This is a genomic window from Inquilinus sp. OTU3971 (assembly GCF_038440215.1).
In genome coordinates, this window is sequence record NZ_JASATH010000038.1 from 1 (window position 1) to 14325 (window position 14325).

General features: G+C 69.7%; 13 protein-coding genes. 10 read left to right on the forward strand and 3 right to left on the reverse strand.

Going from position 1 to position 14325, the window contains the following annotated elements; translation table 11 throughout:
• The 8 genes from AAHM41_RS12180 to AAHM41_RS12215 form a co-directional block, all read left to right on the forward strand.
• On the forward strand, positions 1–1201 hold a 1201-nt coding region (locus tag AAHM41_RS12180; RefSeq protein WP_342236807.1), incomplete at its 5' end, for a hypothetical protein.
• A 116-nt stretch (positions 1202–1317) separates the two neighbouring features.
• On the forward strand, positions 1318–2976 hold the full coding sequence (locus AAHM41_RS12185; protein WP_342236808.1) for an NAD+ synthase: 1659 nt from the start codon (positions 1318–1320) through the stop codon (positions 2974–2976).
• Positions 2977–2992: 16 nt separating this feature from the next.
• Complete coding sequence (locus tag AAHM41_RS12190; RefSeq protein ID WP_342236809.1) at positions 2993–3490, forward strand: hypothetical protein; 498 nt, start codon at positions 2993–2995, stop codon at positions 3488–3490.
• 127 nt (positions 3491–3617) lie between these two features.
• Positions 3618–4025 (forward strand): cupin domain-containing protein, encoded by a 408-nt coding sequence (locus AAHM41_RS12195; protein ID WP_342236810.1) that lies wholly within the window; start codon positions 3618–3620, stop codon positions 4023–4025.
• Between the two features lie 220 nt (positions 4026–4245).
• Positions 4246–5061 (forward strand): mechanosensitive ion channel family protein, encoded by an 816-nt coding sequence (locus AAHM41_RS12200; protein ID WP_342236811.1) that lies wholly within the window; start codon positions 4246–4248, stop codon positions 5059–5061.
• 30 nt (positions 5062–5091) lie between these two features.
• Positions 5092–6858: an arginine--tRNA ligase gene (argS, locus tag AAHM41_RS12205; protein ID WP_342236812.1), complete on the forward strand. Its 1767-nt coding sequence runs from the start codon at positions 5092–5094 to the stop codon at positions 6856–6858.
• Positions 6859–6985: 127 nt separating this feature from the next.
• Positions 6986–9211: a DUF3141 domain-containing protein gene (locus AAHM41_RS12210; RefSeq protein ID WP_342236813.1), complete on the forward strand. Its 2226-nt coding sequence runs from the start codon at positions 6986–6988 to the stop codon at positions 9209–9211.
• Positions 9212–9221: 10 nt separating this feature from the next.
• Positions 9222–9914, forward strand: coding sequence for a hypothetical protein (locus AAHM41_RS12215; RefSeq protein ID WP_342236814.1), 693 nt, complete (start codon positions 9222–9224; stop codon positions 9912–9914).
• A gap of 61 nt (positions 9915–9975) precedes the next feature.
• Here AAHM41_RS12215 and AAHM41_RS12220 read toward each other — a convergent pair whose 3' ends face one another.
• From AAHM41_RS12220 to AAHM41_RS12230, 3 genes are all read right to left on the reverse strand, one after another.
• On the reverse strand, positions 9976–10437 hold the full coding sequence (locus AAHM41_RS12220; protein ID WP_342236815.1) for a thiamine phosphate synthase: 462 nt from the start codon (positions 10435–10437) through the stop codon (positions 9976–9978).
• 54 nt (positions 10438–10491) lie between these two features.
• Positions 10492–11421 carry a class I fructose-bisphosphate aldolase gene (locus AAHM41_RS12225; protein ID WP_342236816.1) on the reverse strand — a complete coding sequence of 310 codons (930 nt, stop codon included), beginning with the start codon at positions 11419–11421 and terminating at the stop codon, positions 10492–10494.
• A 120-nt stretch (positions 11422–11541) separates the two neighbouring features.
• Positions 11542–11979 (reverse strand): Lrp/AsnC family transcriptional regulator, encoded by a 438-nt coding sequence (locus AAHM41_RS12230; RefSeq protein WP_342236817.1) that lies wholly within the window; start codon positions 11977–11979, stop codon positions 11542–11544.
• 126 nt (positions 11980–12105) lie between these two features.
• Between AAHM41_RS12230 and rocF the strand changes: the two genes are divergently transcribed.
• On the forward strand, positions 12106–13092 hold the full coding sequence (gene rocF / locus AAHM41_RS12235) for an arginase (protein WP_342236818.1): 987 nt from the start codon (positions 12106–12108) through the stop codon (positions 13090–13092).
• Between the two features lie 21 nt (positions 13093–13113).
• The gene (gene rocD, locus AAHM41_RS12240) at positions 13114–14325 is read left to right on the forward strand and encodes an ornithine--oxo-acid transaminase (protein ID WP_342236819.1); all 1212 of its coding nucleotides are present in this window, start codon (positions 13114–13116) and stop codon (positions 14323–14325) included.

A 14325-nucleotide genomic window follows, 5' to 3' on the forward strand; every position in this document is an offset into this window, starting at 1 on the left:
CCCCCCCCCCCCCCCCCCCCCCCCCCCCCCCCCCCCCCCCGGGGGGGGGCCCCCCCCCCCCCCCCCCCCCCCCAACTCCGGCTACACCCTGGCCACGGATTGGGACGACCTCTCCCCCGGCCAGCGCCTGGAGATGGGCCTCGGCATCGCCCTCTGGGGCGGTCTGACCCTGGCGGTCGGCCGGTCCGGCCGGGCATCGGCGGCCGACCGGCTGCGGGTGGAAGGCACAGACGGCGCCGAAGCGAGCACCGGTCCGGCCGACGGGCCTCAGGTTCCGCTCAACCCGACGCCACCGCTGCCGCAGCGGCCGACCTGGAAGACCAAGGCGGCCGAGGAGTTGAATGTCGGCATCTCCGATCTCCACTTCGTCCAGATCCAGCGCGTGAACCGGAACGGCGAAGGCGTGCTCGCGGACGGCTCGACCGTGTCGCCGCAGGAGCAGGTGATCCGGATGGACAATGACGGGCGTCGGAACGAGCCGATCGTCCTTCCCATGTCCGACGCCGCGGCCGAGAACCGGCGCTTTGCCCAGAGCCTCGCCGACACCGCCCAGGCTCCGGTCTATCTGCAGCGCGAGGCCGGCGGCTGGACGGCGCTCCGGCCCGGCAAGTCGGCGCAGGATTGGTCGGTCGAAGTGGAGGGGCGGATGCTCTACCGGGTCGAGCCGGACGGCACCCGGCACCGGATCGACTCGATCGAGGACCATCTCGGGCCGCGGCTCGGGGCCGGCCTGTCCAAGACCGCCTTCTCCTTCGGCGACAAGGCAATCGTCCTTCTCCGGGACGGGGATCCCGTTCCCGGCTACAAGGAGATCGAGATGCTCAAGCGGCTGGCGGAGGAGGGGCTCCCGGTCGCGCAGCCGCTCGGGCTGGTCCAGGTGGGCGGCCGTCCCGCGCTGCTGTTCGACCGCTATGTCGCCAACAGCAAGGACATGATGAACCGTCCCGGCGGCGACGAGGTCGTCGACACCTCCCGCCTGAACGAGAACAGCCTTTCCAGCCTGCAGCGGATCAAGGCGACGATGCTGGCGCGGAAGATTGACATCAAGGATCTCCAGTTCCTGGTGAAGGAGGATGGCAGCTTCGTCGTCGCCGACCCGCAGGAGATCTATTTCGGCTATGAACCGTCGCGGAAACGCATCGCTGTCATCGACTGGTTCATCGACGCCGCCGAGGCGAAGCTCCGCGGCCAGGGTGGATGAAGCGTCGGCAACAGCCCGCTTGATTTTCTCAAATTGAGAATTAATTTTGAGGCAGCACCTTCAAGCCGGCGTGGACGGCTGCTAGGGTGCCCCGACCGTCATCCGTGGACCCCGTCATGACCGATCGTCTCGTCATCGCCCTCGCCCAACTGAACCCGACGCTCGGCGACGTGCGCGGCAACATCGACAAGCTGCGCCGGGCCCGCGATGAGGCGCGCGCCGCCGGCGCCGATCTCATGCTGGCCAGCGAGCTGGCGGTCAGCGGCTACCCGCCGGAGGACCTGGTGCTGAAGCCGTTCTTCCTCGACGCGGTGGAGGAGGGGGTGCGCGAGCTCGCGGCCGAGACCACCGAGGGCCCGGCGCTGCTGATCGGCACGCCCTGGCGCGACAACGGCCGCCTCCACAACGCCGTGCTGCTGCTCGACGGCGGCAAGGTCGCGGCGTCGCGGTTCAAGCACGACCTGCCGAATTACGGCGTGTTCGACGAGAAGCGGGTCTTTGCCCCCGGCCCGATGCCGGGGCCGATCCCGTTCCGCGGGGTGCGCCTCGGCGTGCCGATCTGCGAGGACATCTGGACCCCCGACGTGGTCGAGTGCCTGCAGGAGACCGGCGCCGAGCTGTTGCTGGTGCCGAACGGCAGCCCCTACGAGGCCGGCAAGGCCGATCAGCGGCTGCAGATCGTCTTGAACCGGGTGACCGAGAGCGGCCTGGCCCTGGCCTATCTCAACCAGGTCGGCGGCCAGGACGAGCTGGTGTTCGACGGCGCCTCCTTCGTCATTGGCCGGAACGGGGCGCTGCGCCGCCAACTGCCCTCCTTCCGCGAGCATGTCGCCATCACCGAATGGGTCCGCGGCGAGGATGGCTGGGACTGCGTCGAGGGCGAGCGCATCGCCCCGCCCGACGGCGTCGAGGCGATCTACGGCGCGATGATGCTCGGCCTCAGGGATTACGTGAACAAGAACGGCTTTCCCGGTGTTCTGATTGGGCTTTCTGGCGGCATCGATTCCGCGATCTCGGCCGCGGTGGCGGTCGACGCACTGGGCGCCGACCGGGTCCATTGCGTGATGCTGCCCTCGCCCTACACCAGCCGCGACAGCCTGGAGGATGCCGAGGCCTGCGCCCAGGCGCTCGGCGTCCGTCTCGACAGCATCTCGATCGAGCCGGCGATGCAGGCCTTCGGCATCATGCTGGCGCCGCTGTTCGAGGGCACGACCCCCGACATCACCGAGGAGAACCTCCAGTCCCGCGCCCGCGGCGTCACCCTGATGGCGCTGTCGAACAAGTTCGGCAAGATGGTGCTGACCACCGGCAACAAATCCGAGATGTCCGTGGGTTACGCCACGCTGTACGGCGACATGTGCGGCGGCTATTCGGTGCTGAAGGACGTCTACAAGACCACGGTCTACGAGCTGTCGCGCTGGCGCAACCAGATCCATCCCGAGGGCGCCATGGGCCCGGTCGGACGGGTGATCCCGGAGCGGATCATCACCAAGGCGCCGACCGCCGAGCTGAAGCCGAACCAGACCGACCAGGACAGCCTGCCGCCCTATGACACGCTGGACGACATCTTGAACTGCCTGGTGGAGGAGGAGCGCAGCGTCGACGAGATCGTCGCCCGCGGCCACGACCGGGCCACGGTGGCGCGGGTCTGGCGCCTGCTCGACCGCGCCGAATACAAGCGCCGCCAGGCTCCGCCGGGCGTGAAGCTGACCCGCCGCAACTTCGGCCGCGACCGCCGCTACCCGATCACCAACTCGACGCTGCGGCTGATCTGAGGGATGGAGGTCGGCCATGAGGGATGCCGCTGCGTCTCCGTCGGACCAAGCTCATGCATTGCTCGACCATCCGGAGACCTATCCCGGCCTGGTGCAGCACCGGGACGCCCGCCGGCTGCTGCGTTTGTGGCGCTACCCGTCCTTCGAGCCGTATTGCTCCTGGGTGGTGATCGAGGCCCGCTCGGGCCTGTTTCTCCGCCGCGTGGTCTGGGATCAGCGCCGACAGGACCTAGAGCCCGCCACTTACGGCAGCGAGACGGTCTTGCGACAGGCCGAGATTGCAGAGGTGCTGGCCGAACTGGCTGCGATCAGGCTCGCGCCGTTTCCGACGATGAGGATCCTGGGGCTCGACGGCACCGGCTGCGGCGTCGAGCAGGGCGAAGGCTTCGGGTCCGCCAGGCTCGAATGGTGGGATCTCCGCCATCCTGAAGATTGGGCTCCGCTTCACCGATGGCACGAGCGGACGGCCGCCCGCTTCGACACGCTGCTGCCGGCCCGATCCATGGCAGGGTGAGTCCCGGCTGCTGCAAAAAGCATCGGCCTCGTCACATCGTCCCGTGCCGTCTCGTCTTGGGGATGAGGCGCTGCCCAACCGGCCGTCCGGGCCGGGTGCCGGCGCTGTCGATCCGAACGGCACGATCATGAAGCGCTTTCTCGCCGCACTGGCCGTCGCGATCCTCTGCGCCGGCGCGGCCTCGGCCGACGACAACGCGGCCAAGGTGACCCTGGTCTACGAGCAGGCCCTGCCGAACGTCCCCGGCAAGAGCATCCGCGGCGGGCTGGTGGAGTACGCGCCCGGCGGCTCCTCGCCCGCGCACACCCATCCCAGTTACGCCTTCATCTATGCCACCGTGCTGCAGGGGGCGATCCGCAGCCAGGTCAATGACGGGCCGGTGGTCACCTACAAGGCCGGGGAGAACTTCTCCGAGATGCCGGGCGACCGCCACGCCGTCAGTGCCAATGCCAGCACGACCGAGCCCGCCAAGCTGCTCGCCGTCTTCATCGTCGACACAAACGAGACGGTGCTGACCACCCCCATCCACAAGTGACCTGGGCGCCGCGGGCCGGCAGCGCCAAGCCCACGGCGCGGGCCGCGTGCCCGCTCCATACCTTCAGCCTCGCCAAACCCCCACCGTCATCGCGAGCCCCGCAGGGCGTGACGATCCGGCCTGCCGCCGACGGTTCGGGATCGATCCCCGCCGCGGCGTGTTAGCGAAGTGACGCCGCCCGCCGCAGGCGGTCTTCGCCGACACCGCATCCGGACCGCCGATGATCAATTTCGACAATCTGTGGGCGCTGTTCGCCTTCTACGGCCTCAACGCGCTCTACGCCTTCGTGCTGCTGGGCCTGGGCTGGTGGCTGGCGCGCTTCATCGAGCGCTGGCTGCTGCGCCTCGCCGGCCGCAGCCGCCATGTCGACCCGACCATCGCCGATTTCCTGGCGTCGCTGATGCGCTACCTGGTGCTCGCGGTCGTCGTCATCGCCGTGCTGCAGATCTTCGGCATCCAGACCACCAGCCTGGTGGCGGTGCTGGGCGCCGCCTCGCTGGCCATCGGCCTGGCGCTGCAGGGCACCCTGTCCAACCTGGCGGCCGGCGTCATGCTGCTGATCTTCCGGCCGTTCAAGATCGGCGACGCGGTCGAGGTCGCGGGCAAGGCCGGCACCGTCCGGTCGCTGTCGCTGTTCATGACCGAGCTGGTGACCCCGGCCAATGTCCAGGTCCTGCTGCCGAACGGCTCGGTCTGGGGCGCCGCCATCGTCAACAATTCGACCTATCCCGGCCTGGCGAAGATGGAGCTGAGCTTTCCGGCGCCGGCCGGCCCGGCGGGCGAGGACCTGGCCCGCGACATCGTCGCCGCGCTGAAGGCCGATCCGCGCCTGGCGCCGGGGGTGGAGCCAGCGGTCGCCGTGTCGAAGCTGGTCGACCTGTCCAAGCCCGGCGCCGGGGTGGTCGAGCTGACGGTCACGGCCCCCGTGGCCACCGCCGATGTCGGCGCCGTTAAGACGGCACTGATGCAGCGGATCAACCAGAGCATGGGGCGCCTGACCGCCGGCGGCCTTGCCTCGGACGCGCCCGCCTCCTAAAAACCGCGGGCAACCGGAAGATCTGCCCGCATGTCCTCGCTCGCCTCGAAGCTGACCGAAACCGTCGCCGCCGCCTTCGCCGCGGAAGGGCTGCCGCCCGAACTCGGCCTCGTCGCCGTCTCGAACCGGCCGGATCTCGGCCAGTTCCAGTGCAACGGCGCGCTCGCCGCGGCGAAGCAGGCCCGCGCCAACCCGCGCGAGATCGCGCAGCGCATCGCCGACCGGCTGGCGGCGGACCCGGATTTCGACCGCGTGTCGCTGGCCGGCCCCGGCTTCATCAACCTGTCGCTGACCGACGTTGCCATCGCCACCCATGCCGACGCCCAGGCGCAGGACGAGCGGCTCGGCGTGCCGCGGACCGATCCGCCGCGCCGGGTGGTGCTGGACTATGGCGGGCCGAACGTCGCCAAGCCGATGCATGTCGGCCACCTGCGCGCGTCGATCATCGGCGACAGCCTGCGCCGGCTGTTCCTGTTCGCCGGCGACGAGGCGATCGGCGACGTGCATATGGGCGACTGGGGCACGCCGATGGGCATGGTGATCAGCGAGATCGCCCGCCGCCAGCCGCAGCTTCCCTATTTCGACCCGGACTTCACCGGCCCCTATCCGGCGGACAGCCCGGTGACGATGGAGGACCTCGAGGTCCTGTATCCGGCCGCGGCCCAGGCCTCGAAGGCCGATTCGGCGCGGATGGAGGAGAGCCGCCGGGCGACCGCGGAGCTGCAGGCCGGCCGGCCCGGCTACCGCGCGCTGTGGCAGCATTTCTTCGACGTCTCGGTCGCCGGGATGCAGCGCGAATTCGACGCGCTGGGCGTGCATTTCGACCTGTGGAAGGGCGAGGCCGCGGTCCACGACCTGATCGAGCCGATGGTCGAGGATCTCAAGGCCAAGGGACTGTCCGAGGTGGATGACGGCGCCGTCATCGTCCGCGTCGCCGCGGAGGGCGACAAGACCGAGATGCCGCCGCTGATCCTGGTCAAGTCGGACGGCGCGGTGATGTACGGCACCACCGACCTCGCCACCATCGTCGACCGGGTGCGTTCGCTCGACCCGGATCTGATGCTCTATGTCGTCGACCAGCGCCAGGCGCTGCATTTCGAGCAGGTGTTCCGCGCCGCCCGCAAGGCCGGGCTGAACGGCAAGGCGGGGCTGGAGCATCTCGGCTTCGGCACCATGAACGGGCCGGACGGCAAGCCCTTCAAGACCCGCGCCGGCGGCGTGATGAAGCTGTACGACCTGCTCGGCACCGCCACCGAGACCGCGCTGGCGCGGCTGGAGGAGGCGGGGCTGGCCAAGGAGTATCCGGAGGAGGAGCGGCGTGAGATCGCCCGCCGGGTCGGCATCGCCGCGGTGAAATTCGCCGACCTGTCGAACCACCGGATCTCGAACTACGTCTTCGACCTCGACCGCATGCTGCGCTTCGAGGGCAAGACCGGGCCGTACCTGCAATATGCGGCGGTGCGCATCAAGTCGATGCTGCGCCGGGCCGAGGCCGAGGGCATCGCGCCGGGCACCATCCTGCCGGCCGCGAACGAGGCCGACCGGGCGCTGATGCTGCAGCTGGCGCAGCTGCCCGACGCCATCCGCGGCGCCACTGACAAGCGGGCGCCGAACGAACTGTGCGACTTCGCCTACGCCCTGGCCCAGGAGTTCAGCCGCTTCTACAACGCCTGCCATGTGCTGAGCGAGCCGGACCCGGCGCGCCGCGCCTCCTGGCTCGGCCTGGCGGCGCTCACCCTGCGGCAGCTGGAGCGGGTGCTCGATTTGCTCGGAATCGAAATTCCGGACCGTATGTAAACGAACAGAACTGGTATATCATCCGACCAAAGGCGGAACGACGGCACAGGCCTCGCGGTTTAGCATGAGGGCAGAAAGCCCCTGCCGCGGGCAGTCGTCCGCAGCCGAAGGAAGAGGACGGGTGATCATGACGGGTACTGCCGACCAGAGCGCCGCGCTCAGCGCCGCCTGGGCTGAGCCTTGGGCGTCTGCCGTCGAATACTGGGTCGATGCGGCGCAGCGCAGCGTGCTGTTCTGGGATGTGATGCGCCAGCGCGGCAACCAGTATCTCGCCCATGCGGCCGATCCGACGCCGCATGTGCTGTCCTATGAGTTCGAGCTGATCCTCGACGGCCGCACGCTGGAGCGGCCCTGCAACTACATGCTGGTTCGGATCGTGCCGCCCGAGGGCGTGACGGTCGACCCGGACAAGCGCCCCTTCGTCATCGTCGACCCGCGCGCCGGCCACGGCCCGGGCATCGGCGGCATGAAGCCGGAAAGCCAGATCGGCCGTGCCTTGCGCGCCGGCCATCCCTGCTACTTCATCGGCTTCCTGCCGGTGCCGGTGGCCGGCCAGACGCTGGAGGATATCGGCCGGGCGCAGGCCGAGTTCCTGCGCATCGTCGCCGAGCGCCACCCGAAGGCCGAGGGCAAGCCCTGCGTCATGGGCAACTGCCAGGCCGGCTGGGCGCTGGCGATGCTGGCCGCGGTCAAGCCCGGCATCGTCGGGCCGATGATCCTGGCCGGCGCGCCGCTGTCCTACTGGGACGGGCCGCGCGGCAAGAACCCGATGCGCTATCTCGGCGGCCTCGCCGGCGGCGGCTGGCCGGCGGCATTCAGTGCCGACCTCGGCAACGGCCGCTATGACGGCGCCCATCTGGTGCAGAACTTCGAGAGCCTGAACCCGTCCAACACGCTGTGGTCCAAGCAGTACAACCTGTACAGCAAGATCGACACCGAGGTGGCGCGCTATCTCAGCTTCGAGAAGTGGTGGGGCGGCTACGTCCAGCTCAACGCCAACGAGATCGAGACCATCACCGAGGACTTGTTCGTCGGCGACAAGCTGGTGGCCGGGCAGCTCGAGGTCTCCGACGGCCGAAAGATCGACCTGCGCAACATCACCTCGCCGATCGTGGTGTTCTGCTCGCAGGGCGACAACATCACCCCGCCGCAGCAGGCGCTGGGCTGGATCCTCGACCTGTACGACTCGACCGACGACATCGTCGCCAACGGCCAGACCATCATCTACGCCATCCATGACGACATCGGCCATCTCGGCATCTTCGTCTCCGGCCGCGTCGCGGCGAAGGAGCACAACGAGTTCATCCAGAACATCGACCTGATCGACACGCTGGCGCCCGGCCTCTACGAGGCGGTGATCATCGAGAAGCAGGCCGACGACCCGAATGCCGCGCTGATCCGCGGCGACCATGTGGTGCGGTTCGAGGCGCGCAGCATCAACGACCTGCGCGCGCTCGGCATCAACACGGCCGACGAGGACAAGGCCTTCGCCACCGCGGCGCGGGTGTCCGAGATCAACCGCGCGCTCTACACCACCGTGGCGCGGCCCTGGGTGCAGGCGACGGCGAGCGAGCCGGCGGCGGAGCTGGGGCGGCGGCTGAACCCGCTGCGGCTGCAGTATTCGTTGTTCTCGAACCGCAACCCGGCGGTGCTGCCGCTGGCGATGGCGGCCGAGCAGGTGCGCGAGCACCGCCGCCCGGCGGCAGCGGACAACCCGTTCCTGGCATTCCAGGACCTGGTGTCGAGCCAGATCGTCACCGCGCTGGACGGCTGGCGCGACCTGCGCGACCGCTGGATCGAGAGCAGCTTCTACGCGATCTACGGCAACCCGGTGCTGCAGGCGATGCTCGGCATCGGCGACGACACCCTGGCCGACCGCCGGCCGCCGCGCCGGAACGAGCCGGAGGAGGAGCGTGAGGCGCTGCGCGGCAAGGTCGCCGAGGGCGACATCCACGCCGCCGTGCTGCGCGCCATCCTGTACGTGATCTGGCCGATGCGGGCGGTGGACGAGCGCGGTTTCGCCACGCTGCGGCAGTTCTATGCCGACCGGCTGCCGGGGCACTGGACCTCGCTGGCCGAGTTCAAGGCGGCGATGCGCGAGCAGTACCTGATCCTGCGCTGGCTGCCGGAGGAGGCGATGACCGCCCTGCCGGGCCTGCTGCCGGACGATGCCGAGACCCGAGACGGCGCCTTCGCCGTGATCGAATCGGCGGCCTCCGCCGCCGGCCCGGTGACCGGCGAGGTCAAGCTGCGCCTCGACCGGATGCGCGAGGTCTTCGCCGCCGCGGCCCCTGCCAAGTCCGCCCCGGTCCGCCGTGGCCGCACCGGCCGGCCGCTGAAGGTGGTGAAGTAACCCCAAGGCGATGGCCGGCCCGGCGGGCGATCTGGATCGGCGGTTCCGGCGCCAGCGCCGGGTCATCCTGATCGCCGGCCTCTGCCTCTCGGCGGTTTGGGCGACGATGGGCGTCTGGGTGTTCGCGCGCTTCGGCTTCGCCGAGGACGGGCCCCATCTCAACGACATCGGCGACTTCCTGGCCGGGATGTTCGCGCCGCTGGCCTTCATTTGGCTCGTGGTCGGCTATTTCCTGCAGGGGGCGGAGCTGGCGCTGAACACCCGCGCCCTGGCCTTGCAGGTGCAGGAAATGCAGGAATCGGTGCGGCAGCAGAGCCAGCAGGCTGCGGCGATGGTGCGCAGCGAGGCGCATTCGCGCCGCGACGTTGTGATGCGCGTGATCGACTTCCACCTCGACCTGCTGTCGTCCTATGCCTGCGACCTGTGGCGCTTGGCCAGCGACGTCGGGCCGGACACCCCAACCGTCGTCTGGGACCGCTACAGCAAGGGTGACAGGGACGTGTTCTTCGTCAACCTGGCGGGCGTGCTGCGCGGGGTGGAGCGGGAGCGGATCCTGGCCGCGGCGGCCCGGCATCTATCCCGGGGCGAACGCCGATCTGCACCGGCTCAGCGACGAATGCATCCGGATCTACGACGCCTTCGTCGCCGAGTTGGCGCGAGTGGACGAGACCGGCGTGCTGCGCGACATCTACGCCGCCGGTGACATGAGGGAGCTGCGCGAGCTGGTCGGAGCCTATCGGCGGCCGGCCGGGTGAGGGGCCTCGTCAGCCCGGGCCCCGGATCGCCGCGGCGGCCGTCTGCGGGTCGGTCCAGCCCTCGGCCGCCACGCGCCGGAAATCGGCCTCGGGGACGGCGGCGACGCAGGGCACCTCCATCATCTCGGTCCACCAGGACACGATCTCGGCTTCGGCGTCGAAGCCGATGAAATCGGCGCCGGCCTCGCCGGCCTCCATCGCCTCGTGCCGGCTGGTGCCGACCGTGACGCCGACGATCGCCTGGGCGCCGACGGCCTTGCGCGCCGCGGCGTAGCCGCCGGGGCCGACCACGACGCCGTCGCAGCCCGACCGGGCCGCCAGCGCCGCGTCGTCGCGCAGCAGGAAGGCGACGCCGCGCTCCTGGGCGATGCCGCGCAGCCGCTCGATCGCGGCCTTGGCCGCGGCCGGGTCGGCGGGCACCGCCATCTCGACGCAGGCGACGTCGCCGGCGCCGAGGGCGGCCGCGAACACCGCCGGATCGAGCTCCGGCGGGATCGCGATGTAGATGCGGGAGTCGTTCAGGGTCTATTCCTTGCCCTGGAAGATGCGGACCAGGGTGTCCAGCAGCTCGAGCGCCTCGTCCCGCGGCCGGCGGAAGCAGTTGCGGCCGATGATCGAGCCGTTGCCGCCACCATCGCGGATGGCGCGGGCGTCGTCCAGCACCGAGGCGGTGTCCTTGGCCGCGCCGCCCGAGAACACGACGATGCGGCGGCCGGCGAAGCAGGAGCGCATGACCTCGGCGACGCGCTCGGCCTGGGTGCCGATCGCGATCTTGGCGCTGTCGAACTCCTTCTTCGCCTCCTTCTGCTCGATGAAGTCGCTCGGCAGCTTGACCTTGATGACATGGGCGCCGAGCTGGCTGGCCAGATGCGCGGCATAGGCCACCACGTCGATTGCGGTCTCGCCGTCCTTGGTGATGTTTCCGCCGCGCGGATAGGACCACAGCACGGTCGGCAGGCCGACCGCCTTGGCCTCGCGGATCAACTCGGCGATCTCCTCCATCTGCTCCAGCCCCTGGTCCGAGCCGGGATAGATGGTGAAGCCGATGGCGGTGCAGCCCAGCCGCAGCGCGTCCTCGACCGAGCCGAAGATCGCCTGGTCGGCGTCTTCCTTCAGGCGCGACAGGCTGTTGGAGTGGTTCAGCTTCAGGATGGTCGGCACCTGGCCGTACAGCTTGCCAGTCGAGACCTCGAGCTGGCCGAGCGGCGCTGCATAGGCGTTCAGCCCGGCATCGATCGCCAGCTGGTGATGGTAGAACGGGTCGTAGCCACCGGGGTTGACGGCGAAGCTGCGGGCCGGCCCGTGCTCGATCCCCTGGTCAACCGGCAGGATGATCATCTTGCCGGTGCCGCCGAGCCGGCCGTTCATCAGGAGCTGCGCGAGCTTGGCCTTCACCGCCGGGTTTTCGCTGTCATAGTTCGACAGGATCTTCTGCACGCGCGGGCTGATTCTCATCGTCCGTCTTCCTCGAGGCGGTGGATCGGTCGGCTGCAATCCCTAGCCGAGTGGGTCGGCTTGTTCAACGCCGCCGGCGCACAAATGTTTCGTGATAAATGTAGGACGAATCCGCCGGCGTCAGGCGGCTTCGGTCCGTGTGCGGATCGAGGACAGCATCAGGCTGGTCTCGGTCTGCGAGATGCCCTGGACCTGCCGGATCCGGCGCAGCGTCTGGTCGAAGGCCTCCAGCGTCCCGGTCTCGATCTCCGCCAAGATGTCCCAGCGGCCATTGGTCGAATGCAGCGCCCGCACCTCCGGAAAGCCTCGCAGCCGCTGCATCACCCGGTCGGCGGCCTGGCCCTCGACCTCGATCATGGTGATGGCGCGGATCGGGTTCGGCTGGCTGCCGGCCTTGACCACGATGGTGAAGCCCTGGATCACGCCGGTGTCGACCAGCCGGTCGATCCGCGCCCGCACCGTGGCGCGGGAGACGCCGAGCGCCGGCGCCAGGGACGAGACCGGGGTGCGGGCATCGGCCCGCAGCAGCGACAGCAGCTTGTGGTCGAGATCGTCCATTCTGATCAATACACCTTGCCAATTTGCTCGATCCACTGAGCAAAATAGCCAAGATGCCGGCTTTATGTCACCCCCTCGCGGGCGGATAATCGGATCTCACACCCCCGCCGACAGGGATGGCAGGACATGGACGGAACGCAGACCGATCGCGGACAGGATCGCCCCTCGCGCATCGCCCTGGTGGGCGCGCCGGTCGAGGTCGGGGCCGGGCATCGCGGCGCCGTGATGGGCCCGGCCGGGCTGCGCACCGCCGGCCTGCTGCCGAGCCTGCAGGGCCTCGGCTTCGAGGTCGAGGACCAGGGCGACCTGGCCCCGGCCCGGCCGCTGCCCGCCGTCGCCGAGACGCCGCAGATGCGCTTCCTGCCGGAGATCGCGGGCTGGGCCCGGGTGCTCAGCGACCGCGCCTATGACCTGATGGGGCAGGGTGTGCTGCCGATCTTCCTCGGCGGCGACCACAGCCTGTCGATGGGCACGGTCAACGGTGTGCTGCGCCATTGCCGCGAGGCCGGGCGCGAGCTGTTCGTGCTGTGGCTCGACGCCCATGCCGACTTCAACACCCCGGCGACCACGCCCTCCGGCAATATGCACGGCATGTCGGCCGCCCTCCTGTGCGGCGAGCCGGGGCTGGACGACGTGTTCGGGGCCGAGCCGCGCGAGCGGTTGAACCCGCAGAACCTGACCATCCTCGGCGCCCGCTCGATCGACCGCGAGGAGCGGGCGCTGCTGCGCCGCCGTGGCGTCGAGGTGTTCGACATGCGCCTGGTCGACGAATACGGCGTCTCGGTGCTGATGCGCCGGATCCTCGACAAGGTCGCCGCCCTCAACGGCGTGCTGCATGTCAGCCTCGACGTCGACTTCCTCGACCCGTCGATCGCGCCCGGCGTTGGCACCACCGTGCCGGGCGGGGCGACCTACCGCGAGGCGCATCTGATCATGGAAATGCTGTACGACAGCGGCCTGGTCGGGTCGCTCGACGTGGTCGAGCTGAACCCCTTCCTCGACGACCGCGGCAAGAGCGCCCTGCTGCTGGTCGACCTGGTCTCCAGCCTGTTCGGCCGGCAGATCATCGAGCGGGTCGGGGCGGTCGAGCGCGCCGCCTCGGGCGCGCTGTAGGACGGGAACAGGAGCAGGACCATGGCCACATCGGCGACCACTCTCATCGAGACCGAAGCCCGCCTCGGCGCGCACAACTACAAGCCGCTCGACGTCGTGCTGTCGCGCGGCGAGGGCGTCTGGGTCTGGGATGTCGACGGCAACCGCTATCTCGACTGCCTGTCGGCCTATTCCGCGGTCAACCAGGGCCATTGCCACCCGAAGATCCTGGCGGCGATGATCGAGCAGGCGCAGAAGCTGACCCTGACCTCGCGCGCCTTCCGCAACGACCAGCTGGCGCTGTTCTACGACGAGATCGCGGCGCTCACCGGCTCACACAAGGTGCTGCCGATGAACAGCGGCGCTGAAGCGGTGGAGTCCGCGGTCAAGGCGGTCCGGAAGTGGGGCTACGAGGTCAAGGGCGTGCCCGACGGCCAGGCCGAGATCATCGTCTGCGAGAACAACTTCCACGGCCGCACTTTGGGCATCGTCGGCTTCTCGACCGACCCGGATGCGCGCGGCGGTTTCGGGCCCTTCGCGCCCGGCTTCAAGGTCGTGCCCTTCGGCGATGCGGCCGCCTTCGAGGCCGCGATCACCCCGAACACCGTCGCCTTCCTGGTCGAGCCGATCCAGGGCGAGGCCGGGGTGATGATCCCGCCGGCCGGCTATTTCAAGACCGTGCGCGCGCTGTGCACCCGGCACAACGTCACCCTGATCCTGGACGAGATCCAGACCGGGCTCGGCCGCACCGGCAAGCTGCTGGCCGAGGCGCATGAGGGCATCGAGGCCGACGTCACCCTGGTCGGCAAGGCGCTGTCCGGCGGCTTCTACCCGGTCTCGGCGGTGCTCTCGAACTCCGAGGTGCTCGGCGTGCTCAAGCCCGGCCAGCACGGCAGCACCTTCGGCGGCAACCCGCTGGCCTGCGCGGTCGCCCGGGCCGCGCTGAAGGTGCTGGTCGAGGAGGGCATGATCGAGAACGCCGAGCGCCAGGGCGACTATTTCCAGGCGCAGCTGGCCGGGCTGCGCAGCAACCTGATCCGCGAGGTGCGGGGCCGCGGCCTGATGCTGGCGGTCGAGCTGCACCCGGAGGCCGGCGGCGCCCGCCGCTACTGCGAGGCGCTGCAGAAACGCGGCGTGCTGGCCAAGGACACCCATGGCGACACGATCCGCATCGCGCCGCCCTTGGTGATCACCCGCGACCAGGTCGACTGGGCGATGGAGCAGTTCGCCGCGGTGATGACCGGGACGGCCTGA